We start from the raw sequence: 26170 nt of genomic DNA on the forward strand, positions 1-26170 counted from the left end.
TTGTTTTCGGCACGATAAAACACATCACCGAACCTTTGTCGCTGCATTCGTAAGGGAACTCTGCCCCGTGGCCTCCAGAACCGACACCCAGAGTTTGCCCTGGGGCGACACCTGTTTTCGGCGGCCCGCCGAAGATTTCATGGGCACATGGACGAAATGATTGTTCCAGTGACCGATCAGCATGTTGGTCTTGCCCGCCATACCGGCGTGAACGGCATCCCGTCCAAGGAAACTGCAGAACACATGGTCGTTGGCGTTCGCCGGAAGGCTCCGGATGATGTAACTGGGATCGATGTACTTGAGAGCAATCGGCAGCTCTTTCTCTTTAAAGTAATCAATGATCCGATCTTTCAGATAAAGACCGATGTCCTTGAGCTTCACGTTGCCCGACGGATCATGTTCGGTTCGCTCCTCACCAAAGAATTTCTGCCCGGCCCCCTCGGCCACCAGGATCACGGCATGTTTCCGCTCTTTCAGTCGGCGTTCCAGACAGGCCAGAAGGCCCTTGTCGCCGTCCAGATCGAAATCGACTTCGGGAATCAGGACAAAATTGACATCCTGCTGGGCCAGGGCCGCCGTGGCGGCCAGAAAACCGGAATGGCGGCCCATCAGCTTGATCAGTCCGATACCGTAAGGATAGCCTTCGGCCTCGTTGTGGGCCCCCCGGATAGCCTGGGTGGCGATTTCCACCGCCGTGTCGAATCCAAAAGACCGGGCCACCAGATAGATGTCGTTGTCAATGGTTTTGGGAATGCCGATCACGCTGATCTTGAGATTCCGGCGACGGATCGTTTCATGGATCCGGGTGGCGGCCATCATGGTCCCGTCCCCGCCGATCATGAACACGATGCCGATGTTCATGCGTTCCAGCGAATCCACAATGGCGTCGACATCCTGGGGCCCCCGGGATGATCCCAGGATGGATCCGCCCCGTTCGAGGATCCGCACCACCGATTCAGGCGAAAGATCCACCAGATCATGGCCGTATTCGGGAATAAAACCCTGGAGCCCGTACTTGATCCCGTAAATATGCTTGACCCCGTAGCGATGGACCAGCTCAAGCACCACCGCACGGATGATATCGTTCAGGCCGGGACAGAGGCCGCCGCAGGTGACCAGAGCGCACCTGAGCTTGCTGGAATCGAAATAGATTTTCTTTCGGGGCCCGGCGATTTCAAAGGCCGGCGGTTTTCGGCCCCCTTCGAGCATCCGATACAGATTTTTTTCATTGACGTCGAGCAGCACCCGCATGGAATCATCCACGAAACTCGAATGATCGAGGCTGTGTTCATCACGCATGAACGGTGAATCGATTTTAGCGTCGCCCAGCGACTCGATGCCCGTGTCCACATGTTCAAATTCCATGATCCCGCTTTCCGCCTGGCCGGCCTGATGTTTTTCCTTTTATCCGGACCCTGTTTCCTGATACGTGATAGACAGGCCCGGTCATGATCGCGGGGAATGATACGAAAAAAAAACAGCGGCGTCAACCGAAGGAGCAGGACCATCGCATGTCTATCCCGCACGACCCATGGGTCATGCCCTGTGGGGAGCGCAGCGACCGGGTGGTTGAATGGTTTGACCATAAGGATATGAAACATGCGCTTACCCTGACCGAAGGAGGATCACGGCATGGCCCCCATGAAAATGTTTATCACCGACCTTGACGGGACCCTGTTCCGATCCGATCGGCGGGCCTGCGACAAGGCCCTTGCCAGACTCGATCACCTTGGACGGATGGGCGTGATCAGGGTGCTGGCCACGGGACGGTCCCTGTTTTCCCTGCAGCGGTCCCTTGCAAGTCCCCTGCCCGTGGACTACCTGATTTTTTCCACGGGATTGGGGGTGGCAAAGTATCCGGAACCCCAGGGCCGAACCCTCAAAACCGACGGTTTTACCGTGTCGGATACCCGATTCATTGTCTCGGTGCTCGATCAGCTTGAACTGGACTTCATGCTCCAGCATGCGATGCCGGACAACCATGTGTTCAGCTACCGGCACGCCGGGCATGCCGGCCCCGATTTTCTGACCCGGCTGAATTATTACCAGGGCTACCACCGGCCGTTGGATTCGCGCCGGGCCGACCTGCCGCCCGCGTCCCAATTTATCGTGATTCTCCCCGATGTCTCGCCTGCGGCGATCATAGATGACCTGCGCCGCCGCCTTTCCATGTACTCGATCATCACCTGCGCCTCACCCTTCGACGGGAAAAGCCTGTGGATCGAAATCTTTCCCCGGAGCGTATCCAAAGGCCGAGCCGCCGACTGGCTGGCCCGAAGGCTGGGAATCCTGCCCCGGGACGCGGCGGCGGTGGGCAATGATTTCAACGACGAGGATCTTCTGACCTGGGCCGGTCGGGCCTTTGTAACGGCCAACAGCCCGGCGGCCCTGAAAGAACGGTTTCAGGTGGTGGCATCCAATGACGGCGGCGGCGTCTATGAAGCGATCGAGGCCCTGCTCACGGCCTGAAGGGCGTCTCAGCCTTTTTTCGAAGCCGCCTTGTCAAAATGGGAGAACTGCATGGTAAAGGTGCCCCGGCCCTGGGTCGCCGAACGGATGGCCGTGGAATAACCAAACATCCGTGAAAGGGCCACCGAGGCGTTGATCATCTGGAGGCCGGATTTGGGGCTGATGGATTCCACTTTGCCGCCCCGGCTGTTCAGATCGCCGATCACCTCGCCCATGAAGGCGTCGGGAACGAAGATTTCCACATCCATGATCGGTTCCAGCAAAAAGGGGTCGCCCTTTTCCAGGGCCTCCCGGGCCGCCATGGACGCACTGACGGTAAAGCCCAGATCCGATCCCAGACCTTCCTTGAACGAGCCGCCCACCAGGACCGCTTCCACGTCCACCACCGGATAGCCCATCAGGGAACCGCTGTCGAAGGAATCCATGATGCCCTTTCGAATGGACGCAATGTAGACGTCGGGAATCTGTTCGGGACCCACCTCGGACCGGAAGCTGACACCGCTGCCCCGGTCTGTGGGAATCATTTTCACCGCCACCTCGGCAAAGTGTTTCTGACCGGCCACATCGCGATCGAAGGTCGCAACGGATTCGGCGGGCCTGGCGATGGTTTCGCGGTACACGACCTGGGGCTTGCCCACATTGACATCCGTGTTGAACTCCCGGCGCATGCGGCTGATGATGATCTCCAGATGCAGTTCACCCATGCCGGACAGAAGGGTCTGACCGGTGTCCTCGTCCACCCGGACCTTGAGGGTGGGATCCTCGGCGACGAATTTTTCAAGAACCTGCTGGAGCTTGTCCTGATCGGTGACGGTTTTGGGTTCCACGGCGATGGAAATCACCGGTTCGTAGAACTCCATGCGTTCGAGCAGAATCGGATGGGCGGCGCTGCACAGGGTGTCCCCGGTGGATGAATCCTTGAGGCCCACTACCCCCACGATACTTCCCACACCCGCCTCTTCGATGCGTTCGCGCTTGTTGGCGTGCATTTTCAGAATCCTGGCCAGTTTTTCCTTGCGTTTCAGACCGGGATTGTACAGATCGTCGCCCACCTTCAGTTTCCCGCTGTATACCCTGGCAAAAGACAACTTGCGCCCTTCGATCATCGATACCTTGAAGATCAGGGCGGACAGGGGGGCACCGTCTTTGACCTCAAAATTCACCGGCTCGCCGGTTTCGGGATGAACCCCGTGGGGCGGCGGGACGTCTAAGGGGCTGGGCAGAAAGGCGCCGATGGCGTCGAGCAGAGGCTGGATGCCCTTGTTCTTCAAGGCGCTGCCGAAGAACACCGGCACCAGCTTCAGGTCGATGACGGCCTTGCGGACGGCGGCCATCAAATCCTCGATGGACACCGGCTCCTCGGCCAGATACGCCTCCATGATCCGGTCATCGTGGTCAGCCACGGACTCGATCAACCGGTCCCTGTAGTCGTTCGCCTCGTCAATCAGGTCGGAATCAATATCCGTCAGGGTGTAGGCGGCGCCCAGGCTTTCATCGTCCCAGATGATCTGCTTCATCCGGATCAGATCCACGACCCCCTTGAACTTTTCTTCGGTACCCACCGGAATCTGCATGATCAGCGGCCGGGCATGGAGCTTGTCACGCATCATCTGGATGGCGTTCAGATGATCGGCGCCGATGCGGTCCATCTTGTTGATGAAGGCGATGCGGGGCACATGGTATTTATCGGCCTGACGCCAGACCGTTTCCGACTGGGGCTCCACGCCGCCCACGGCGCAGAACACGCCGATGGCGCCGTCGAGTACCCGCAGCGACCGCTCGACTTCAATGGTGAAATCCACATGGCCGGGAGTGTCGATGATCTGGACCTGCCAGTCCTTCCACTCACAGGTGGTGACCGCCGAGGTGATGGTGATCCCCCGTTCCTGCTCGTCGGCCATCCAGTCCATGACCGCTTCGCCGTCGTGGACTTCGCCCAGCTTGTAGGATTTTCCCGTATAGTACAGCACACGCTCGGTCACGGTGGTTTTACCCGCATCGATGTGGGCCATGATGCCGATGTTTCTGATTTGCTCCGTTTTGATTCGTTTCATAATGTCACGCCATAGGGTTGATCGGTCATGTTATCGGACCAGCAGCATGTTCGCGGCAAGGGGCCCACGGATATCGATATGTCCGGCAAGGGTGTCTCGTTCGCGTCCGTCGATCAGGATCTTGACCCGCTTGATCTCCGGGACATTGAGAACCAGTGAATTGACGATGGAGACGATGGTCAGATGTTCGGTCTGAACCCCGCCGGGATGATGGTCACGGATTTCCCGGGAAAAGTCCACATACGCCGTCTGATCATGGATAAACAGGGTGCGAAGCCGGGTGTCTGAAGGCAGGGTCGGCACGCGGTCCCGCCGGGGGCCCTCGATCAGCCGCCGGATAATGGTTGCGGCATGGTCCACCGGATGTCCGGGATGAACGATCAGCCGCTCCTCCGGGCTCAGAAAATCCTGATGCCTGTCCTGAAAATACAGATAGACCGGGGATTCGACGGCATAGCGCAGGTCCGGTGCAGAACCCGCCCCCACGCTGTCGGACGGAACGGGGGCCTCGTTGGTCGCAAGCACCCAAAAAAGGACCACCGCGGCAAGACCCGGAACCAGAGCGGATACCACAAGAATTTTTCGTGTTTTTCCGGTCATCGGAAGCACCCGCTTTCATCGCCGATCGCCATGATCCGCCGCCTGATCCACGTTCAAAACGAGGAAAATTTAGGCTAAATCCGGTGGGATGTCAAGACAAGCATATTATTTATTGAACCGGCGTGTCAAAACGTATATATTAAATCAAAAAATTCGATAGTTATCATACCAATCCCCGACGTTCCATCGCCTTTGTTCCCGCTCACGCGCACCGGATCCGGCCCCGCCGGGAGACCCATAAACAGTGTTTCGAACATGAAAACGTGTAATGAATGATATTTTATTGTTTTTTTCGAAAAAGACGTTTATATAATGGGGTTTTTGTATGTCGGTTTATTTTTTTTATTTTATAACATCCGGAAAAAATGATGAAAAAAAACAGTTCACACCACAATTATGAACTGGTCAAAGACTGGATCGGTTTGATTCAAGTATTCACCTGCCCGGCTGACGCGGAAACCCGCTCCACCCTCATCGAGCACATGCGGCAGATTCTATTCGAGCTGCATGATTTCCTGTTCAAGAATGTGGGGATCACCGAAGAAATCAGCCTCAAGGAACTGGCCGACGACTTCACCGACACCGTCATCAACACCTGTCCGGAAAAAAAGCTGGCCGACGTGGTCACCGGGGTCTTCAGCGGCCTTGCCCCCCATGCGGTCAACATCGCCTCCCCGTATTTTGTGGGACACATGACGGCCGCCATCCCCTATTTCATGGTCCACCTCAAAGCCATCACGGCGGCCCTCAACCAGAATGTGGTCAAACTCGAAACCTCCAAGGTGGTTTCCGTCTTAGAAAAACAGGTGGTCGCCAAAATACACCGCCTGCTGTTCAAGCTGGACGATGCCTTCTACACGGAACATGTCCAGAATACCGACACCTCCCTGGGCTCCTTCATGGAGGGAGGCACCACCGCCAACCTCACGGCCCTGTGGGTGGCCCGGAACGCCGAACTGGGACCCAAGCCGGGTTTCCGCGGCGTCGAGCGGGAAGGCCTCTTTGCGGCCTACAAGGCTTACGACATCGACCGGTGCGTGGTTCTCGTCTCCCGGCGGGGTCATTATTCATTCAGAAAATCCGGCGGCCTTCTGGGCATCGGCAACGAAAACATCGTCACCGTCGATGTGGACCGGAACAATCGCATGGACATCGACGACCTGGAACGACGGCTGGCCGAATTCAAACAGGACAAACGAACCAAGGTCATCGCCGTGGTGGGCATTGCAGGCACCACTGAAACCGGCACCGTGGATCCCCTGCCCCGCATCGCCGAAATCTGCCGGCGTGAAAAGATCCATTTCCATGCCGACGCCGCCTGGGGCGGCCCCACCCTGATGAGTGAAAAATACAAACACCTGCTCGACGGCATCGAACTGGCCGATTCGGTGACCATCGACGGCCACAAACAGTTCTACATGCCCATGAGCTGCGGCATGGTGTATTTCAGAAACCCCCGCAGCCTGGACGCCATCGCCTATCACGCCAACTACGTCAACCGCAAGGGCAGCGTGGATCTGGGCATCCGGACCCTGGCCGGTTCCCGCGAGGCCAACTGCCTGATTCTGGACGGGGCACTGAAGATCATGGGGGCCCGGGGCTACGGCATGCTGATCGAACACGGCATCGAACTGGCCAAGGCCTTTGCCGAAGAAATCGACAAACGGGAGAACTTCCAGCTGATCACCCGGCCGGAACTGAATATCCTTACCTATCGGCTCTGCCCCAAACACCTCCGTGCCGAGCTGAAGACCGCCGATGAGGACCGAAAAATCCAAATCAACGACGAACTCAACGTAATGAACCGCACCCTTCAGCAGGTCCAGCGCGAGGCCGGCAAAAGCTTTGTCTCACGAACCGTTCTCGAGCAGGAAACCGTCTTCCCCGGCGCCCTGCCGGGTAAAATCGTGGTACTCCGCTGTGTGCTGATGAATCCGCTGACAAACATGGAAATTCTGAACGACATCCTGGACGAGCAGGAGGAAATGTACGAGCAGTGGAAAGCGGGGCACATCCGGATCGTTAAAGTCAGGCGGGACATCGAACGGACCCTGTCTCTGTGACGAACGGCCGGTCAGGACGGTTTCAACGGGTCGACCTGATCCTCGGGAAAGGACTGAATCTTTTTTTCCACCAGCTTCATGGTACTGGCATAATACGGGGCATACATCGACCGGATTTCGTCGAGGGTCGTATTCATAATGATCGGCAGAGACTGGGCGAATGTGTCCAGAAGAATGATGGCGTTGACGGTGGAATCGCTCTCCGTGGCCGACCTTAAGCGGTTGGCCACCGAAATATTGACCTGCTGAAGATTCGTGTAGATCTCCGTCAGTCCCGTAAGATCGAAATCCGCCTCTTTTCCTTCCTTGCGCAGAAAATACTGGGACAGCAGATAGGACGTCACCGCCCGGTAAATCGTTTCCTTGACACTGGCCAGGGGCATGTGGAAGTGTGCCATGGCCGAGAAAAACGAGGTATGCGGACAGCCGCTGGTTGCCATGGCCAGCCCCATCAGCGAACTCATCCCGTGCTGCACCGTGGTGTGCTTGGACACGTCCCGTTCATCGGTCACCACCTTCACATAGACCTTTTCATAGGATAAAAGTCCGTCAAACCGCTTGATGATGTCCACCAGATTCGCGGCCAGGGGGCAGTGGGGATGGTCGGCGCTGTCGTACGGACAGATGGGGCACTGATGATGCTCGAGCCGGGTCCAGGTCGGAAGATCTTCCGAACGCCACTGGGGGACGGAGCGGAAGGGTTCGAATTCGAAGGCAAACGTCTTTCTGGCGCCGCTTTCGAGCAGGAAATAATACTTGATACTTACCTTGTCCAAATGCCAATCCCCTCGAAGAACCCGTGAATGTGCAATCGAGTTCACGACGCCGCTTTTAAAAGGATTCGTAAAAAGTCACTCCAGTCACCGCCCGGACATCCGGTGGGGGGGGGATGGGGAGGATGGACATCCGCTTGGATCCTGAAGTGACTTCCTACGAAATCGGTACAACGTTCAAGTCAATATGAGCAACGACTGTGCCAAAGCCTAAGAAAACCATGCCGACATCATGTCCCCCCGAACGATTCACCGGGGAGGATCAGGATCAGGGCCGATCCGCAAGGGAATCGTGGGCTGACCATCACCGTACGGGAGGTGGACGGCCTGACCGTAATTGGTACTTTTTTACTGTATACCCAATTAACCGAAGGGGGTCAACCCACGTTTGATGAAATGCCGCGCCCGCCTGTCGGTATATGCCCAGTTGACCGAAATGTCATCAGTTAACCGGCCCGGCGACAATCACTTCACAGGCACGGATAAGCCGGGGCATCCGGCCCCGGCGGACCGTTCACCTCATGGCACATCCTTTGATATAAATAAGGTCAGAGAGATCCATCAATCCGGGATGCCGCGACAGGCATTCCGCCATCATGGGAAGGGGGGGCTTATGACGGTCGCAGCCCGCAACGAAAAAATGTCCGTGTCCAAGGCAACATCAACCCTGATCGGCCTGATTCTCCAGATGTCCCCCCAGGACATCATGGAGACCCTGACGTTTGTCGAAGGCAAAGGGGCCGGGCGGAAAGCCGCCGGCATCGAGCCCCTGACCGAGGTGATGTTCGTGGTCAACGACCGCCTGTTCAAGGGCATGGCGCGCATGGTCTCCGCCGAGGATATGATCATCAGGACCGGCGAAACCTTTCACACCGGTGACCGAATCACCCTGTCATTCGAACATCCCCTTGAAGGAAGACAGATCAAGACCACAGGAACCATTGACCGACCCACACCCGAGGGGATCCGGGTCCATGTGCGTCATGAGTCCCTTGCGGCGCCGGATAAACATTCCTGATCCGGCGCTCCGGGCAGCCGGATCGTAAACTCGGCCCCGTCCTTGTCGTTACGGGTCAGGCGGATCGTTCCGTCATGGTCTTCCACCAGGTGCCTGACGATAAAAAGTCCAAGGCCGGTCCCCTGATCGCCGGGTTTTGAGGTGACAAAGGGGGCAAAAATGCTTTCGGCCCGATCGGGGCTGATCCCCGTCCCCGTGTCCCGAACCGTGACCACCGCCACCCCGTCTTTTTTTTCACCCCGGATCGTCACCTCGCCCTCCCGGTCGCCGACGGCATCGAGGGCGTTGGTGATCAGGTTCACGAACACCTGGGAAATAGCCTGAACATCACAGACAATCTTCAGATCCGGCGGGATATCGTCTATGGCGATCACGACCCGGCTGGTCTTCAACCGGTGGCCGATCAGATCCAGGGCGTCTTTGACGATGTCGGACACCCGGCAGGTCAGACGCTGTCGCTCCTTGTTCTGGGAGTACCCCCTGAGATTTTCGATCAGACGGCCGATCCGCTTCGTGCCTTCCAGAATTTTTTCCAGTTTGACGGGAATCTGATCGTAATCGCCCTTGCGGTAATACTGAAGGGCCATTTCCGCATTCCCCCCGATAAAGAACAGGGGATTTTTGATTTCATGGGCCACGGCCGCCGACAGGGTCCCCAGGGTCGCCAGACGATCCGCATGGATCAGCTGACGGGTACGCTCCTTGATCAGATCGTTCAGATGATCACGGTGGCGCTTCAACTCCAGATGGGTTCGAACCCGGGCCCTTACAATATCCGGATTGAAGGGTTTAATGATGTAATCCACCGCGCCCAGCTGAAAGCCTTTGGCCTCGTCGACCGCGTCGTCCCTGGCCGTGATGAACACAATGGGAATATCACGGCTTTTCCTTTCGGCCATCAGGGCGCGGCAGACTTCATAGCCGTCGATGCCGGGCATCATGATATCCAGAAGAATCAGATCCGGCGGCGTGTCATCGACCAGCGCCATGGCTTCCTTGCCGCTGCGTGCAAACCGGATGTCGTAGAGATCCTTCAGGGCTTCGCCCAGCACCTTGATATTCGAGGGCATGTCATCGACGATAAGAATGGAGGATCTGGCCGAAAGTTTGGTCACGGGCCCTCCCATCCCCTGCGGCTCAGGCCGTCGGAGGAACCTGCTTTCCCCTCGGCGGCCTGTCGTTGTTTTTTCTCTTCGCCCCGGGCCTCGTCGAGCCTGGCCTGGATCCTGACTTTCAAATCGTCAGATTCCGCCAGTTTCAGAGCCCGTTCAAATTGGGTCAACGCATTCTTCGCATCCATCCGGTTGCGGTAGTACATGCCCAGATGATAGTAGGACTCGGCCGGCATGCCCTTCTTCGCGTAGATATCACCCAGATAATAAAAAATACCCGGGTCACCGTTCTGGTCGGATGCAAAGGGCATCATGTGGGCAATGGCCTGGTCGTACCGGCCGGACTGGGCCAGAAGACGGGCCATGTAAAGGTTTCCTTCATAATCCCGGGGGACCAGGCTCAGGGCCCCTTCAAACACGCTTCGGGCCTGGGCATACATCCCGTTGTCAAAATAGACCCGGCCCAGGGTTTTGAGCACGCTCACGTCAAGGGCTCGTTTCTCAAGGGCCTTTTTCAGGCAGGCGACGGCCTCCTCCGCCTTGCCCAGTCGCGACAGGACCATGCCCTTGCCGTAAAGCCCGGGCAGGTCGTCGGGGGTCTTGCCAAGGATGGCGTCAAACCAGACCAGAGCCTTTTGGGGATCACCGTACAGAGCCTTGACACGGGCATGAATCATCCGGAAGGCCAGGGCGTCTCCCGGTTTTTTATCCGGCGGGGCCACGGGATTCTGCTCGATCCAGCCGGTGATGAAACTGATCCGGTCTTCCAGGGCCGGATGGGTGGTCAGGTAGGCCGGGATCTGCTCCTTGCCGTACCACTGACGGCTCCGGATCACCTGAAGGGCGTCGATGAGGCCTTCGGGACGATAACCGGCCTTGATCAGATAGTTCAGGCCCATCTGATCCGCCTGGATTTCGTCTTCACGGCTGTAAGCCAGCGCCACCGTCTGGGCGCCGGCCAGGGAGCCGACGGTCATGGCGCTGCCCGCTGCGGGGTCCCCGTAGATAGCCATGAAGATCCCCGCGGCCACGCCGGCAAGGGTTCCCAGCCCGATTTTCCCGGATCGGTCGATGTTTTCCGAGATATGGCGACAGGCCGAGTGGGAGATTTCGTGACCGATGATCCCGGCCAGTTCATCCTCGCTGCCCAGGGCTTCAAAGAGCCCCGAATGGATGAAAATCCGGGCGCCGGGACCGGCAAAGGCGTTGTAGGTCTCGTTTTTGATCACGTAAAACCGGTAGGTGAACGGCTGGGAAGGATAGTTGGCCAGGATGCGGTCTCCAAGCCCTTGAATGTAGCGCGCGATTTCGGGGTCGGTCACCAGGTCGTACTGCTGATGGATGTATCGCATGAATTCACGGGAGATCTCATTCTCCTCGTGAACGGTCAGGGCCAAAGACGCCCTTGAAAAACTCAGACAGACGATGGCCAGAACCACCACCTTCCGGAATCGGCCTATGCGTTCGATCATTCATGCCTCGACAATTCACAATGGTTTGGACGTCATTCTAACACATCCCCCGGCTTTGTAAATACAATTCAAGGTCCGTTTCCGAAAGGGCTTTGAAATAACAGATGATTTCGTGTATGGTTTCGCCGGATATTTCAAGACGGGAGACGGATGCATGCCGGACATGTTTGCCTTGACATTCGATGAACTTTGCGGGGAACTCACTCGGACCTACGGCAAGGGGGAATACCATGCCCGGGCCCTGTTCCGGGAGATCCTGGCCCGGGGCAACCGGAACTGGTCTCTGGCACCGGAATTCCAGGCGTCCAAGGCTCTGGCCCGGCGGCTGGAAGCGGACCTTAGCGTTCCGATGCCCGTGATCAGCAAACTGGTCCGGGAAAACGACACCATCAAGTTCCTCTGCCGCTTCGACGACGGCCTGGAATCGGAATCGGTGATCATCCCCATGCGTCACCACACCACCTTGTGCGTCTCGTCCCAGATCGGCTGCCGCATGAACTGCCGGTTCTGCCAAACCGGTGCCATGGGATTCGTGAGGAACCTTCGGGCTTCTGAAATCGTGGGCCAGGTGTTCGCGGCCCGGTTCGTGCTCGGTCAGCCGATCCGCAACCTGGTGTTCATGGGAATGGGAGAGCCCTTTGACAATATGGACGCCGTGATTCGGGCCGTCCGGGTACTCAGCGACCAGCGGGGCTTTGACATCGCCCATCGTCACATCACCCTGTCCACGGCCGGACGGGTTGACGGCATCGACCGCCTGGCCGCGCTGGGCTGGCCCTCGATCAATCTGGCCCTGTCCCTCAACGCCCCCAACGATCGCTTGCGCGATGAGCTGATGCCCATCAACCGGAAATACCCCACGACCGAATTGAAACTGGCCCTGATGCGTTATCCCTTGCGCCGGCGAGGCCTGTTTCTGATCGAATACGTGCTGATCAGAGACCTGAACGATGCCGAAACCCATGCCGCCGAACTGGCGACGTTTCTCGAGGGACTGCCCGTCCGCATCAACCTGATCCCCCTGAACCCCACCGCGGGGTTTGCCCACACGGCCCCGTCCGATCAGGAGGTCCACCTGTTCGCGTCCTATCTCGAAGACCGGGGCCTGTTCGTCGTCAAACGGTGGAGCAAGGGCGGCAGCCTGGCCGCAGGCTGCGGTCAGCTGGGATCGGAAAAAAGATCCTGACCCCGTTTTGTTTCAGGACCGGCTGAAAAACAGATCGGCATCGGCCGCCGTCAACTCCGGCACTTCCTCCATGGGCACGTGGCCGACCCCTTCGTAAATGATGCACTCCACCCCGGGCAGATCGCGTTTCCACAGTTCCCCATGGCGGGGTGGAACCCATTTGTCCCTGGAACCGTACATCAGCAGCACAGGAACACGAATCTCGGAAACGCCCCGGGACAGGGCCTCGTTGGAACACTGCCCGGCCATGTACCGGAACACATCCATATAGCCCTGCTTGTTTCCCTCGCGCATGGCCATATCGAAATACAGATCATAAAGACCTGGATCGATGCGGGATTTATCTCCATACACGGCCCGCACATTCATGGTGATCATCCATTTGGGAAGTATCCGTCTGGGAAGAAAGCTCAACAGGGGGTATTTGGCCACACGCATGAACCAGGGCGGGGACTGGGGATAGCAGACCGGGTCGAGCAGCACCGTTTTTTTCACCTGATCGGGATGCTTCAGGGCATAGTTCCAGGCAAAATAACCGCCCAGGGAATTGCCCGCCAGATAAAAGGACTCGACCCCCAGGCGATCGAGAAATTCATCCATGATGACGGTCATCTTTTCCAGATCGACGGCGGTATTTCCGACGGGTCCGGTCAGTCCCCAGCCGGGGAGGTCCAGGCGAATGATGCGATACCGGTCCTTGAGGGCCTCGACCCACCCGTCCCAGGTGTACAGCGAGGCGCAGATGCCGTGCAGCAGAACCAGAACCGGCCCCTCGCCTTCATCCTTATAATGGATGTCGATGCCCTGAACCGTCATGAATTCGGAATCGGACACCCCGTATTTTTCCTTGAGCGTTTCAAGGGGAATCGATCCGATGCCCATGGAACGGCACCCCGTCACCATCACCAACGCCGCCAGAAAACAGCCTGTGATCCATCTGCCCATTGTCACGTTCAACCCTCCTTTGATTTTCATGCCAAACGGCATGCGTTCTCAAGCCAGCGTTCATAGCATTCAAGACCCGCCTCCACGGATATGGGCGGAACAAATCCCAGCACGTCCCGAAGCGCCCCGGTATCAAACACATGGGACCCGGCCAGCTCGTCGACCAGGCTTTTCGTCACCGGGGGGTACCCCCTGAGATTGAACCCTTTGTAACCCCATTCCAGGGCCCCGGCGAGAAACCGGGCCGCCCAGGGCGGCAGGGCCGGTCCCGGCCTCCCGCCGCCCGGCCGTTTCCGGGACCGATCAATCAGATCCCACAGAGGTATCGGATCATCCTGCCCCAAAAACAGAGCCGTTCCCGACAAAGCGGCGTCGTCGGCCAGGGCATCGGCGGCCATAAGGTGGGCTCTGGCCGCATTGTCGATATAAATGCCGCTCACACGGTTCCTACCGTTTCCAATCCGGACAAGCCGATGGGGGAACTGGGGCAGGCCGGGGATCGCCACTCGAACACCGGGCCCCCAGATCATGTGGGGTCGGAGAACCATGCACCGGAAATTCGCGTCTGCGGCCCTGAGGACGGCCTGTTCGGCAAAGGCTTTGGACATGGCGTAATTGGTCGTGAACCGTTCGGGATAGCCGCCGTCGTTTTCGTCCACATAGCGGCCGGAACGGTCCAGACGCGACCGGGTGGTCCCGGTGTAAACCATCACCGGGACACCGTTCCGCTTGCAGGCGGCGATCACATGGCGGGTTCCCTTGACGTTGGTTTTGTAGTACTCGGCGAACCGGCCCCAGAATCCCATGCGCGCCGCCAGATGAAACACCGCGTCCATGCCCCTGCAGGCTTCGAATACCGACTGGGCATGGGCCACATCGCCCCGGATCTGAGGAACGCCAAGGCGGGTCAGTTCCGGATGGGAACCCCTCGAAAAACTGACCACATGATCTCCCCGTCCAAGGCACTGACGCACAAGCGCCTTCCCCAGAAAGCCGCTGCCGCCGATCACCAGAATCTTTTTTTTCTTCATCGTCATCCTTAGGATAATACACACATAGGTCGTTCATCACCGTGGAGTATCTACCACGGCATTTCGGGGCAGGCTTTTCAAAAAAGGGTGTCGCGGAAATTGATCACGTCAGTTTCGGACGATTTCAGACACAAAAACGGCCGGCACGGCGGTTTCAGGGAGGCGGGTGCCGTGAAAAAAAACGGCGGGCCAAAGGGCCGTTCGGACACACAAAGACCCCGGGGGCTTGAAATGGCAATCCCGGGCCCGGCCCGACACCGGACTTGGGTCATCGGTCGGAGGGATTCCGGGCACGCGGAACCGGGGATCGTCAGGGGATGTTTCGAAGGCGGTATTCGCTGGGAGCCATGCGGCGATGCCGGTAAAAAACCCGGTTGAAGGTGGCCAGGCTTTCAAACCCTACGGCAAAGGCCACGTCAATGATCTTGAGGTCGGACTCCCGCAGAAGGCGGCAGGCCTCATTCACACGCAGGGTGTTGATATAGTCGTTGATCCTTACCCCTTCATGGGCCTTGAACATCCGGCTCATGTAATCCGGGCTCAGGCCCATGTGCCCGGCCAGGCTTTCCCGGGACAGGGGCTGGGTAAAATGGTGGGCGATGTGCTCCTTGAGCGCCGTGATCCTGGATTCGACCTGTGCCGTCAGGGCGATTTTCCGGTCCTCCCGGTCCGGGTGGAAGGACGCCTCATGGATTTTTTTCCGCAAACTCTCGAGCGTGACCCGGTTGCGGATAAACTGCCGCCGGTACAGCAGAAACACCAGAAGGTTCATCAGGGGAATCACGTACACATGGTAAAAGGGAACCCCGTGATCACCGTACAGATAGTTGACGATATCCAGAGTGATGGACAGGCTGGGGGCGTATCCGAACACCCAGATCAGACGCATGGCGGCAAATCCCTTGAGCCGGGTCAGCCGAACCAGGAGGGCCAACGCCATCAGGTTGGTCATAAGAAGAACGACCGGTCCCAGCATGCGGCCCGGATAGGCCGGGGCGGTGCTGTCGTTCCAGATCAGGAGGGCAAGGGCCGCCAATCCCACAAAACCCACAAACAGGGGGTTCATGGGCCCGATATGCCTGACATAGGTCAGATGGATAAAGCGGATAAAAAGCAGGGAGTTGATATAGGTACACATCCAGAGCACATTGCTTCGGGTGCCCACGCCAAAGGGCTGAATCGGGGAATAAATCATCAGCAGATGGGTGACCCAGACAAGGACAATTCCCGTCAGAACCGCCACGGCCCGGCCGTTGACGCCCGGTTCCCAGGCCATAAACAGGATCATCAGTGTGCCCAGGTAAAGAATGATCACCCCTAAGGGGATATGGACAAACAGCAGGTGATCGAGCATCTGACGGCTGTTGAACCCCTTCCGGTCGAGAAGAAGCACCGGCCCCGGAATCCCGCCGTACTCCCGTCCGTAAATTCCCAGGCGAATCAGGATCACGTTCTCGCCGGACGTCAGAATCCCGGGAGGCAGATGATAATGCCGGGGATAATGGAAGGAGCCGACCCGATCCGTTTCCCCGCAGAGCCTGCCGTTCACATACACCTGGTCCGTCACGTAAACCCGTCCCAGCGACAGGCCGTAAACCCATCGGGGGTCGTCAAGATTCACACGGCTTTTCAGCCAGACCGAGCGAATGCCCCGGACCGGTTCGCCGGGTACGCGGAAGAGCACCGAGGGATCCGCCGCGATAAAATCGCCTTGTTCCAGGACCGTTTCGGGATTTAAGGACGGATGCCTGGACATCTGCCAGGAGTCGAGGCGGACAGGCCCGGAAGCCCATGCGGAACAGGCTGACAGAACCAGCAGAAAAAACCCTGCAAGCACCGACGCCGCGGCTCCGGACTCCCGTCTGTCGTGGATGATGTGTGTCATATCTTCGTGTGGCGATGATCCCTTGGACGTCTTTCCCCCGAAACGACCCTGCGGCCCCTGAGATATCCGCCGGGTCACACTTTTCAGGGTCATATCCGAAATGAGCGGGGCCTGTCAAGGCCGGTCAGGAGAACTCGTCCTCCAGAGACGCCATGGTCAGGTTCATGATTTTTTTCAAGGTGGGGACGACCATGTCGCCGGACAGGGCGCTGGCTTCGAAATGGGGCACCTTCAGCTGACGGTTCAGGTCCTCGTGAAGGGTGTCGATGTCGAGAATGGGGGTTTCACCGCCCGCAAGGTCGCGCTTGTTGTACTGCATGACCAGCGGGATATTGAAGATGCTCCGGCCATGGAATTTCAGGTTGTCGTGCAGGCTTTTCAGGGAAATCCGGTTTTTCTGACGGCGCGACTCCCGGGAATCCGCCACAAAGACCACCCCGTCCACGCCTTTGAGCACCAGTTTTCGGGTGGATTCGTACATCACCTGGCCCGGAACCGTGTACAGCTGGATTTTCACGTCAAACCCCTTGATCTTTCCGATATCGAGGGGCATGTAATCGAAAAACAGGGTGCAGTCCCCTTCGGTTTTGACGCTGACCATCTGCGACTTGATCTGGTCGCGCATTTTCGAAAAAATGTACTGAAGATTCGATGTCTTTCCGCATCGGCCGGGGCCGTAATAGACGATCTTCGCCTGCATTTCTTTCTTTTTCAGATTCACAAAAGCCAATACCAGCCCTCCCCATCACGTCGTCCGTCGTCGCCGGACGGCTGCTTCAGTCAAACGACCGGCTACGGACCCGATCGATCTCCCGCCGCCAGAGCCCGCTTTCAAACACAGGCATCATGCCGGTCTTGTCCGGCGGGAGGTTGTAGATTTCAAATACAAAAACGGACTGATCTCCGGTCTCGATGGTCAGCCACCGGCAGCGGTCGGGATCATCGGGGGAAACGGATGAAAAGCGTGATCCGGACAGGGACATGGCCCGGATATCCGAAAGAGGAATGATCACCCGACCGGGGCGGGAGACCACGCGAAGTTCCCCCTTTTTCCCCATCTCGATCACGTAGCGGGCGTTGAACACGTTGTAAGCGCCCTTGAGCAGATGCTCGATGCCGAAATCCCCCTGGGTGGGCACGGCTTTGGCCACGGCGGCCAGGGTTTTCGCCCATTCGGATTCTTCGTAGATCAGCCGCAGATTGGTCAGATAACAGGATCCGAACACCGCTTTCCCGCCGGCGAGAAAGTTGGCGGCGGGCACCCGTGAGCAGCTGTTGGCCCGGATCAGGTATTCCCCTTCGACCAGGGCCGTCTTGAGAAGGCCCCGCTCGTCGGGCGTCTGCCGGGCGGAATGCGTCGCACAGGCCGAAAGACCGACAATCAGAAATCCGGCGAGCACCTGCCGTATGACAAACCATCCGGACCGTTTGGCCATGGGCTGTTCCTCGATCATCGTGTTTGGGAAAAATCGCCGGGCAGGAGAAGCACCCGGCATCGACCTTTTTAAAAGAACACAGTTCCCTGTGAAAATCAAGAAGGGATTGTGGCAGAACTCACTCCCGGTCAGCCCGCCCTTTTCTCGATGATGGTGATGTCCCGTTTCGGATAGGGGATTTCGATACCGGCGGCGTCAAAGGCAGACTTGACCTTGTCTGTGATCTCGGAAATGGTGTCCATCCGTTTTCGGGCGTCGGAAATCCAGACCCTCAGCTGAAGGTCCACCGACGATTCCCCGAAATTCCGGACCACCACCTTGGGGGGCGGGTCATCCATCACCCAGTTCACGCATTTGGCAACCGAAAGGATGGCCTCCTTGGCTTTGGCCACATCGGTGTCATAGGCCACGCCGATATTGACCCGAACCCTTATGGCGCTGGAGGTGATCGTGTAATTGACGATGTCCCGCATCATGATTTCGTTGTTGGGAATGATCACGATGATGTTGTCGGTGGTGCGGATTTTCGTGGCCCGAAGGCCGATATCGATCACATCGCCCCAGGACGAACTGCCCGAAGGGGCGCTCCAGACCTCGATGCGGTCTCCCACCTCGAAGGGGCGGTCGATGATCAGAAGAATTCCGGCGATCAGGTTGGACAGGGTATCCTTGGCGGCAAAGCCGATGGCCACCCCCACGATCCCGGCCCCGGCGATGAAGGGCATGACGTTGATGCCCAGAATATCCAGGGCGATGACCAGGGAGGTCAGACCGATGATCACCGCGGCGAACCGGTTCATCAGTTCAAAAAAAATATCGTCGAGCTTGGTCTCGGTGCGGTCCGCCACGTTTTTTTCAAGAAACTCCATCACAATCTTGACGTAGGCGATCAGGGGCCGCGTGGCCAGAAGAAGGATCAGCGCGTAGAAGACATTGGCCACGACGCCCAGCCGAAAGACCCGGATCAGGTAGGTACCCGTGATCAGGATGATGGCGAACATGCCGATCCGCCTGGCCGGAAGGGCCAGGCGGCCGCCCACCTCGGCGAACCGGGTGGTTTTCATGCGCCGGTCGACGGACTGGATCAGGAGGTGAAGCACCAGCCATGCGGCCAGGGCCACCAGAACCGCCGCCAGGAGTTTGTAAACCGACACCAGAAGGGGCGACGAGGCGCCCAGCTTTTCAATCATGCCGTCAATCAGGTTAAACGCATCGTTCATGGCCGTCCCTCACCGTTGCATTAAAGATCCCTTTACTGTGCGAGAGAGACTTTACCATGATCGTTCCTTCCGTTCAAGATCGATGGGCGTGCTGCCCGGGGCAATCGCATGTTTCATATCCTTGAAGAAATCTAAAAACGGCCTCCGTGAGAATCCCAGCGGATTGATCTCAGATCAATCCTTTAGACGTAAACACGTCACCCGTGCCGGCAGGAAATACACCGTTTGAGCCCACGACACCCTCTTTGTGACTTTTTTGTCTCCGTGAGACATCGGATAGACCGTCCCCCTCAAAGACGCCGGACATGTATCAGACCCATGAACACGATTCATTTTTTCGTTGCATTTTTTATACGGCCGTGAGATTGTTTTTAACATACTCTTGTCTCACGTATCGCCTGCATTTTCGACACACGCCTTACACACAAACCGATCAGCCCCAAAGGAGGGAAAAATGCTCAAACGTGCTTTTTTCTGTATGGCTGTGCTTTGTCTGACGGCCCCGTCGCCCCTGTTCGCGGGCACCCTCGGCCCTGCCGCCGAACAGGAAATCTTCGACCGGCTCGGAGATCTCCATCTGTCCGATGTCGCCCTGGATCTGAACGTAAGAATCACGGTGCCGGACAACCCTGCCGCGGGAATTCCGGGGGCGGAGCTGTTCGCCACCGTGCTGCGTCCCGCCGTGGAAGCCGAACCGCCCTACTGTGAGGAACGTCCCTTTGGCCGCCCCACCATCGTCATCGCCACGCCCTACCGCCGCGAAGTCATGCTGATGCTGTACATGAGCCTTCTCAACCACGACTACAACGTCCTGTCGCTCGATGTGCGCGGCAGCGGTTCCTCCGGCGGAGAATGGCTGTCCTTCGCCCCGGAGGAGCATTTCGATCTGGGCTTTGTGATCGATCAGTTTATTCCGTCCCAACCGTGGTCGGACGGAACCGTGGGCATGATCGGCCCGTCTTACATGGGCATCAGCCAGCTTCTGGCCGCCGGTCAGATTGAATCGACCGACGGAATCCCCACCCACCTCAAGGCCCTGTTCCCCCTGGTGCCCATGTCCGACACCTACCGGGACATCGTCATGCACGGCGGCAACCTGGACCTGGAATTCATTCCCATGTGGCTGGGCATGGTCGATGTCATGGCCGCCCTGCCGCCGCTTTTGTTTCTCGGCGACGACACGGCGTTCAGCCCCACCGCCGACGAACTCCGGGAAGCCACGGACATCTGGGAGGACCACATCAACAACATCCCCGTGACGGTCAACTGGATTTTGAAAAAAGACAACATCGACAAGAACGCGTTCTTCGATTCCAAATCCACCATGATCTACTGGCCGGACAAGCCCGAAGGCGGCTGGCGGTTCGGCGACGGCTACCCGGCCGATCTGGGAACCACGGTGATCCCCGCAAAGCTTCCCGTCTTCATGACCGGGGGCTGGTTCGACATTTTCACCCGGGGCACCATCAACACCTGGGAGCACGGCCTCAAACATCATGACCCATCGGACAAGTCGATGATCATCGGCCCCTGGTACCACATCGACGGGTCCCTGGGCCTGGGCATGAACGGCCTGATCAACGGCGACATCGCCGGTCGCTGGTTCGACTGGAAAATCAAGGGCCTCGACGATCCGTTCATGGAAGAGTACCCGGTTCTCCTGTACATCCTCGGTGAGGAACGGTGGCGGGCGGAAAAATCCTGGCCCCTGCCCGAGACGCGGACCAGGGCATCGACCCTGTTCCTGTCCAAAACCAAGTCGGATGCCGTCAGCGGGGACTGGTTTTCAACCATGAACGGCAAAAACAACTACGCCCTTGTTGAGACTCCCGGCAAGAAGGACTATTACAACGCATTCTGGTTCTTCAGATGGTTTTACAAAGCCAAGGAGAATCCGGTGCTCAAACACCGTCCGCTGCTGCTGCACGGGCTGGTGTCCCGGTCCTCCACCCGCTGGCTGATGGGTGTGCCCGCCATCCTCTCCCAGGCCTCCAAGGCGCTTCTCAACATGAATATCGACCACCTGATGCCCTTCGAAGACGAGCGGCTGGACGAAATAGGCTCCCTGACCTTCACGACCGAACCCTTTGAGGAGGATGTGGAAATCGCCGGGCCCATGACCCTGACCTTCTGGGCCGAAACCGACTTCACCGCGCCCCTGGCCCAGGATCAGGTGGACGACCTGGTGGCCGGCATGGGTAATCTGGGCATGGACCTGGGCGGCGTGCAGCATTTCATCGACAAACGGGATGTCCAGTGGGTGGTGGAGGTCAACGATGTGTTCCCCAAAGGCCGGGCACGAAACGTCACCTCGGGATGGCTGAGTGCTGAAAACCGGGCCTACGATGCCGAACATCCCGCCGAACCCGATCCGGCCTACCGGCCCTTCGATCCGTTCTACGACCGTCCGTTCAAGGAGCCCAGCCCCATTCTGACCGGGGTACCCTACAAGTATGTGGTGGAAATCTGGCCCACGGTCAACGTGTTCAAGAAAGGTCACCGGCTCCGGATCAGTGTATCCGCCTCGGATTTTCCCCATCTGTTTCCGGTGTTCCGGCCCTCGGACAACACCCTTGTCATCGACGAAGAGCATCCGGCCCGGCTTGATTTCACCCGGGTGACCGGCCGGGGCGACGCGCTCTGGGTCGATGACCCCGATGATTACGTGATGAGCAGCATCCACTAGACCGGGAAGGCCTGCGGGTCATGCCGCAGGCCTTATCCGCAAAACAGATCCCGCGTGCCGTCCCGATAGGCCCGGCACAAACGGGACGCCGTCTTGTGCTCGTAGACCCGGCCCCGGTCGTCTACACCGAAGATCCGGCCGCCATGGTAAAAGGCTTCGATCAGCATGCGCCCGGCCTCGCGCCGGTCCCCGATGTCCAGACTCCGGCCCGGGACCAAATCTCGGGGCGTGAGGGTCAGGCCCGTTCGCTTGAGTTCCTTGGAAAAATTCAGCATGCGCCCCAGCCGGAGCAGGGTCAACGATTCCAGGCGGGAGGTGGTATCCGACACCGGAACAGCCGATGACCGCATCAGCGCATAGGAGGGCGGCAGGACGCCCCGGGCGTCGAGCCGTGCGTAATCCTGACTGCCGGGCGCCGGATAATACACCGACACACCGGCCAGGGCCGGGCGCCGGGCCAGATGAACCAAATCGGCCGTCGAGGTCAGGGGGTCCTGATCCGGCGCACCGACCAGGATGTAACAGACCGCCGGAAGGCCGGCATCGTCGGCCCAGGCCAGCGCCCGATCCACGGCGCTTCGGACGTCGACCCGGTTAAACCGCCTCAGCTGGTCCGGATCGGTGGTGCACAAGGACAGGTTCAGGGCGGAAAAACCGGCGTCTTTCATGGCGTTTAGCAGGGTTTCATCCAGAGACGGGGGAAACAGCCCGTTCATGGCCCGAAGTTCCAGATAAAGATGCCCGTACGCTCGGGTGATCCGTTCCATCAGATCCAGACACCAGCCCTTGTCCAGGGTCAGGTTTTCGTCTTCGAAATCGATGAACCGGACGCCGTAATCCTCGACAGCCCGGCGGATTTCCTCAAACACGGCCGAAACCGAGCGTTTCCTGTACACGGATGCGGGCCTCGCCACACAGCAGTAGCTGCACCGCATGGGACATCCCCGGCTGGCCGTGATCACCGCCGAATTCCCGGTTTTCCGTCCATAAAAATCATGGTTGACCAGATCCATGCGCGGCAGGGGAAAGGCATCGGGGTCGTCGACCACCGCAGGCGGACCGATGTGAAGGCCCCCGTCCTGCGTTCGATAGACCAGCCCGTCAATCCCTTCCCAGGATTCGCCGGACAACAGGCATCGCGCCAGCCGGGCCAGAGCGGTCTCCCCCTCCCCCCGAATCACGAAATCCACGCAGGATTCCGCCATCACCGCCTCTGGCAACTGAGTGGGATGATGGCCGCCCAGGACGATTCGACTTTGGGGCAGCACCTTGCGGATCATCCGGGCCACGTCAAGGGCCTCGTCGGCATAGGCCGTGAAGAGCGATGAAATGCCAACCAGAAAGGCCCCGCTCTCTTTAGCCAGTCGTCCGATATGCTCGACGCTGTACCCGTAATGGCGATAATGGTGGAAGAGGCAGAAGGGAGAGAGGTCGGTTTGGCCGTAATACGGTTCAAGGTAGGCCATGTCCGGGGGCAAGGGCAGGATTTTCGACCGGGTCGTTGCCAGGGCATCGATCAGAATGACCGACACCCCTTCACGCTCAAGACCGGCAGCCACGGACATCAGCCCGTAGGGCATTGTCCGCTTCCGGGTGAAATAAAAATCCCGGATCGGCGGCTGGACAAGAAGAACGGTGGGACGGCGTCCGGGCCCGTCAGTGGTCATCAGGCCCCTCATACAGACAGACACGGTTCCGGCCCTGTTTTTTTGCCGAGTACATGCCCGCATCGGCCTGTTCAAGAAGCATATCGGCCTGGTCCCCCTGGGCCGGGCAGACACTGGCCACACCCATGCTGACCGTGACCCGGTTCGCTGCCGTAGAATAACGGTGCTCAAGATTCAGGCCCTCGACCCGGCGCCGGATCACCTCGGCCAGGCGCAGGGCATCGGCCGCTTCGGTTCTGGGCAGAAGAATCACGAATTCCTCGCCGCCGTAACGGGCCCCAAGATCCCTGGGACGATTGATGCTGTCCCGGATCACCTTGCCGATGGCTATGAGGCAGGCGTCCCCGGCCGGATGGCCGTAATTGTCGTTGTATGCCTTGAAACTGTCGATATCCAGAAAGACCAAAGACAGCCGATACCGGCTTCGTATGGCGGCCCGCCATTCCACATCCAGGGTTTTATCGAAAAACCTGCGATTGGCCAGCCCCGTCAGGCTGTCCGAAATGGAAAGCAGCTCCAGCTGTTTGTTCGCTTCGGCCAGCTTCCGGGCATCGATTCCCTGGAGCACCGTCAGCAGGTATTCCTTCCGGGCTTCCTTTTCCATCTGATAATTGGCGATCAGGCTCAGGATCGTGGTGGTCAAAAGTATCAGCCCGGTGTTGTGGACGGTGTCCACGCTCATCGTGACGAAATGCCGGGCGAAAAACACGTAAAGCAGAAAGATGGTAAGCGAGGTCAGAAGTGCGTACATGAATCGCTGCCGGACGGCGATATTCCCGAACATCACGATCACCAGAATGCCCGTGTGGTAGTGTTCCACATTGGGATGACGGCTCAGGGCCAGAATGACGATCAGTCCCAGGGAAACGGTCAGAATCTGGAACGACACCAGGGCCTCCTGGAAGATCTTGAGCCGCCTGACCGTGAGCAGAACGATCGATGCCGTCATCAGAGGGGTGACCACGCCCAGACGGATCAGCCAGGCCGTCCGGTAAATATCGGGCAGCATGATCCGATCGCCGATACAGTACAAATCATAGAGAAGGACGGCGAAGATGCTCAGGAAAATATACCGGTGTCGTCGTTTTTCCCAGTCATAGTCGTTGAAATCCCGTTCGACGGCCGGGGGGAATTTCAGAAAAGACTGACCGCCTGACAGACAGTCCCTGATCACCTGTTCCTGCACGCCCGTTGTCGTATGGGTGTCGTCATTCATCCCGGTTCACCATCCAGTTCAACTCACGTAGAAATTCAGATATATACAGTCATCATTCGCTTATAAGGTCAATCCTTTTTTTTGTCTGTGACCCATTTCATAGTCGATGATCACGGATTGAATTAACGTGGACGGTGCGTGTGACGATAACGTTGAAGGAAAGGAACGACCATGAACACGACAGCCATGAACCGGTCGGGACGGATCGACCGTCGCAGTCAAACGGAATCACGCCGCCCGATCATGCCGGGTCCGGTCTGGGTGGACCGGTTTTCACCGTCCGTCGCTCAGTACGTGAACGATCTGGAAGCACAGATCCGGGAGGTCGCCGGAGAGAAGGGCACTCCGCCGGCCGACTAATGCAAAAAGGGAGACAGGCTGGGCCTGCTCCCTTGACATGTCACGCGGCGAAGAAATAAAATCTTAACGTTTGGAGAACTGGAACCGTGCGCGGGCGGCTTTCTGTCCGTATTTCTTACGTTCTTTCACACGGGAGTCGCGGGTGATGAAACCGGCTTTTTTGAGAACGGTGCGCAGTTCGGGGTCTGCCTGAATGAGGGCTTTGGTGATACCGTGACGAACGGCGCCGGCCTGACCGATAATTCCGCCGCCCCGGACCGTGACGGTGACATCATAGGTGTCGCTTGCCCCGACGAGGTTCAGGGGTTCGGTCAGAATCAGACGGGCCGATGCACTGAAATACTCTTCCACAGGTTTGTTGTTCACGACAATCTTGCCGTTGCCAGGAGTCAGCCAGGTTCGGGCCACGCCATTCTTCCGTTTACCGGTCGCGTAATAGGTGTTTTCCATGTTAAAACGTTTCCTCGATATAATTGATCATCAGATGGTTTTCAAGATTACAGTTCAAGCGCTTCCGGTTGCTGGGCCGCATGGGGATGGTCGGGGCCGGCATACACGCGGAGCTTCTTGTTCAGATCACTTCCCAGCCTGTTTTTCGGAAGCATGCCTTTGACGGCAAAGCGAATCACGTCTGCGGGACGTTTTTTCAAAAGATCACCGGCCGAGGTCGTGGTCAGCCCACCCATGTACCCGCTGTGGCGGTGATAGAATTTTTCCTTGAGTTTTCTTCCGGTCATGACGACTTTGTCGGCATTGATCACGACAATCCAGTCCCCGGTGTCCACATGCGGGGTGTACAGGGGATTGTGCTTGCCGCGGATTCTGGCGGCGATGGCCGACGCGAGACGACCGAGAACCTGACCTTCGGCATCGACAACATACCATTTTTCTTCATTATCTGATCGCTTCGCGCTATATGTGGATTTCTTCACGTTTCTACTCCTGATCAAGTTTCAAAAAAATAACTCGAAATAAAT

22 protein-coding genes are annotated in these 26170 nt (G+C 58.1%); 6 read left to right on the top strand and 16 right to left on the bottom strand.

From position 1 onward, the window contains the following. Nucleotides 1-24: 24 nt before the first annotated feature. Nucleotides 25-1365: an ATP-dependent 6-phosphofructokinase gene (locus ACYQ11_RS06760; protein WP_459923001.1), complete on the bottom strand. Its 1341-nt coding sequence runs from the start codon at nucleotides 1363-1365 to the stop codon at nucleotides 25-27. 267 nt (nucleotides 1366-1632) lie between these two features. Here ACYQ11_RS06760 and ACYQ11_RS06765 point away from each other — a divergent pair, with 267 nt between their 5' ends. After that, nucleotides 1633-2469 (top strand): HAD family hydrolase, encoded by an 837-nt coding sequence (locus ACYQ11_RS06765; protein ID WP_459923002.1) that lies wholly within the window; start codon nucleotides 1633-1635, stop codon nucleotides 2467-2469. Between the two features lie 8 nt (nucleotides 2470-2477). Here the strand turns inward: ACYQ11_RS06765 and fusA are convergent, their stop codons facing one another. Beyond that, a complete protein-coding gene (gene fusA, locus ACYQ11_RS06770; RefSeq protein ID WP_459923003.1) occupies nucleotides 2478-4523 on the bottom strand; it encodes an elongation factor G in 2046 nt (681 codons plus the stop codon). A 30-nt stretch (nucleotides 4524-4553) separates the two neighbouring features. Continuing rightward, nucleotides 4554-5123: a GerMN domain-containing protein gene (locus ACYQ11_RS06775; RefSeq protein ID WP_459923004.1), complete on the bottom strand. Its 570-nt coding sequence runs from the start codon at nucleotides 5121-5123 to the stop codon at nucleotides 4554-4556. A gap of 368 nt (nucleotides 5124-5491) precedes the next feature. On the opposite strand from ACYQ11_RS06775, the gene panP reads away from it, so the two are divergent. After that, entirely contained in the window at nucleotides 5492-7186 is a 1695-nt protein-coding gene (gene panP / locus ACYQ11_RS06780; RefSeq protein WP_459923005.1) for a pyridoxal-dependent aspartate 1-decarboxylase PanP, read from the top strand. An 11-nt stretch (nucleotides 7187-7197) separates the two neighbouring features. Here the strand turns inward: panP and ACYQ11_RS06785 are convergent, their stop codons facing one another. Then, nucleotides 7198-7962, bottom strand: a complete 765-nt coding sequence (locus tag ACYQ11_RS06785; RefSeq protein ID WP_459923006.1) for a DUF6901 family protein — start codon at nucleotides 7960-7962, stop codon at nucleotides 7198-7200. A gap of 610 nt (nucleotides 7963-8572) precedes the next feature. On the opposite strand from ACYQ11_RS06785, the gene ACYQ11_RS06790 reads away from it, so the two are divergent. Then, nucleotides 8573-8977, top strand: coding sequence for a hypothetical protein (locus ACYQ11_RS06790; RefSeq protein ID WP_459923007.1), 405 nt, complete (start codon nucleotides 8573-8575; stop codon nucleotides 8975-8977). Here ACYQ11_RS06790 and ACYQ11_RS06795 read toward each other — a convergent pair. Together ACYQ11_RS06795 and ACYQ11_RS06800 are read right to left on the bottom strand one after the other, a co-directional pair. After that, nucleotides 8941-10092, bottom strand: coding sequence for a sensor histidine kinase (locus tag ACYQ11_RS06795; RefSeq protein ID WP_459923008.1), 1152 nt, complete (start codon nucleotides 10090-10092; stop codon nucleotides 8941-8943). The two genes, ACYQ11_RS06790 and ACYQ11_RS06795, sit on opposite strands and share 37 nt — an antisense overlap. Continuing rightward, nucleotides 10089-11561 (bottom strand): M48 family metalloprotease, encoded by a 1473-nt coding sequence (locus ACYQ11_RS06800; RefSeq protein ID WP_459923009.1) that lies wholly within the window; start codon nucleotides 11559-11561, stop codon nucleotides 10089-10091. The genes ACYQ11_RS06795 and ACYQ11_RS06800 overlap by 4 nt, the downstream gene beginning before the upstream one ends. 154 nt (nucleotides 11562-11715) lie before the next feature. Between ACYQ11_RS06800 and rlmN the strand changes: the two genes are divergently transcribed. Continuing rightward, nucleotides 11716-12747, top strand: coding sequence for a dual-specificity RNA methyltransferase RlmN (rlmN, locus tag ACYQ11_RS06805; RefSeq protein ID WP_459923010.1), 1032 nt, complete (start codon nucleotides 11716-11718; stop codon nucleotides 12745-12747). Between the two features lie 12 nt (nucleotides 12748-12759). Here the strand turns inward: rlmN and ACYQ11_RS06810 are convergent, their stop codons facing one another. The 6 genes from ACYQ11_RS06810 to ACYQ11_RS06835 all read right to left on the bottom strand — a co-directional run bounded on the left by ACYQ11_RS06810 (nucleotide 12760) and on the right by ACYQ11_RS06835 (nucleotide 19264). Next, the gene (locus ACYQ11_RS06810; protein ID WP_459923060.1) at nucleotides 12760-13692 is read right to left on the bottom strand and encodes an alpha/beta fold hydrolase; all 933 of its coding nucleotides are present in this window, start codon (nucleotides 13690-13692) and stop codon (nucleotides 12760-12762) included. Between the two features lie 26 nt (nucleotides 13693-13718). Continuing rightward, a complete protein-coding gene (locus tag ACYQ11_RS06815) occupies nucleotides 13719-14723 on the bottom strand; it encodes an NAD-dependent epimerase/dehydratase family protein (RefSeq protein WP_459923011.1) in 1005 nt (334 codons plus the stop codon). 310 nt (nucleotides 14724-15033) lie between these two features. Continuing rightward, nucleotides 15034-16608: a helix-turn-helix transcriptional regulator gene (locus tag ACYQ11_RS06820; protein ID WP_459923012.1), complete on the bottom strand. Its 1575-nt coding sequence runs from the start codon at nucleotides 16606-16608 to the stop codon at nucleotides 15034-15036. A gap of 124 nt (nucleotides 16609-16732) precedes the next feature. Then, entirely contained in the window at nucleotides 16733-17329 is a 597-nt protein-coding gene (locus ACYQ11_RS06825; protein ID WP_459923061.1) for a GTP-binding protein, read from the bottom strand. A 55-nt stretch (nucleotides 17330-17384) separates the two neighbouring features. Continuing rightward, on the bottom strand, nucleotides 17385-18044 hold the full coding sequence (locus tag ACYQ11_RS06830; RefSeq protein ID WP_459923013.1) for a hypothetical protein: 660 nt from the start codon (nucleotides 18042-18044) through the stop codon (nucleotides 17385-17387). A 128-nt stretch (nucleotides 18045-18172) separates the two neighbouring features. Beyond that, a complete protein-coding gene (locus tag ACYQ11_RS06835; protein WP_459923014.1) occupies nucleotides 18173-19264 on the bottom strand; it encodes a mechanosensitive ion channel family protein in 1092 nt (363 codons plus the stop codon). Nucleotides 19265-19718: 454 nt separating this feature from the next. Between ACYQ11_RS06835 and ACYQ11_RS06840 the strand changes: the two genes are divergently transcribed. Then, the gene (locus tag ACYQ11_RS06840) at nucleotides 19719-21950 is read left to right on the top strand and encodes a CocE/NonD family hydrolase (RefSeq protein ID WP_459923015.1); all 2232 of its coding nucleotides are present in this window, start codon (nucleotides 19719-19721) and stop codon (nucleotides 21948-21950) included. A 32-nt stretch (nucleotides 21951-21982) separates the two neighbouring features. Here the strand turns inward: ACYQ11_RS06840 and ACYQ11_RS06845 are convergent, their stop codons facing one another. Together ACYQ11_RS06845 and ACYQ11_RS06850 are read right to left on the bottom strand one after the other, a co-directional pair. Then, the gene (locus ACYQ11_RS06845) at nucleotides 21983-23617 is read right to left on the bottom strand and encodes a B12-binding domain-containing radical SAM protein (protein ID WP_459923016.1); all 1635 of its coding nucleotides are present in this window, start codon (nucleotides 23615-23617) and stop codon (nucleotides 21983-21985) included. Then, a complete protein-coding gene (locus ACYQ11_RS06850; RefSeq protein WP_459923017.1) occupies nucleotides 23607-24833 on the bottom strand; it encodes a GGDEF domain-containing protein in 1227 nt (408 codons plus the stop codon). Before ACYQ11_RS06850 ends, ACYQ11_RS06845 begins: the two co-directional genes overlap by 11 nt. Before the next feature lie 171 nt (nucleotides 24834-25004). Between ACYQ11_RS06850 and ACYQ11_RS06855 the strand changes: the two genes are divergently transcribed. Then, nucleotides 25005-25193, top strand: a complete 189-nt coding sequence (locus ACYQ11_RS06855; protein ID WP_459923018.1) for a hypothetical protein — start codon at nucleotides 25005-25007, stop codon at nucleotides 25191-25193. A gap of 63 nt (nucleotides 25194-25256) precedes the next feature. On the opposite strand, the gene rpsI is transcribed toward ACYQ11_RS06855, so the two are convergent. Together rpsI and rplM are read right to left on the bottom strand one after the other, a co-directional pair. Beyond that, nucleotides 25257-25643: a 30S ribosomal protein S9 gene (gene rpsI, locus ACYQ11_RS06860; RefSeq protein ID WP_459923019.1), complete on the bottom strand. Its 387-nt coding sequence runs from the start codon at nucleotides 25641-25643 to the stop codon at nucleotides 25257-25259. A gap of 47 nt (nucleotides 25644-25690) precedes the next feature. Further along, a complete protein-coding gene (gene rplM / locus ACYQ11_RS06865; protein ID WP_459923020.1) occupies nucleotides 25691-26125 on the bottom strand; it encodes a 50S ribosomal protein L13 in 435 nt (144 codons plus the stop codon). Nucleotides 26126-26170 lie beyond the last annotated feature (45 nt).

The organism is Desulfatiferula olefinivorans (assembly GCF_054657895.1).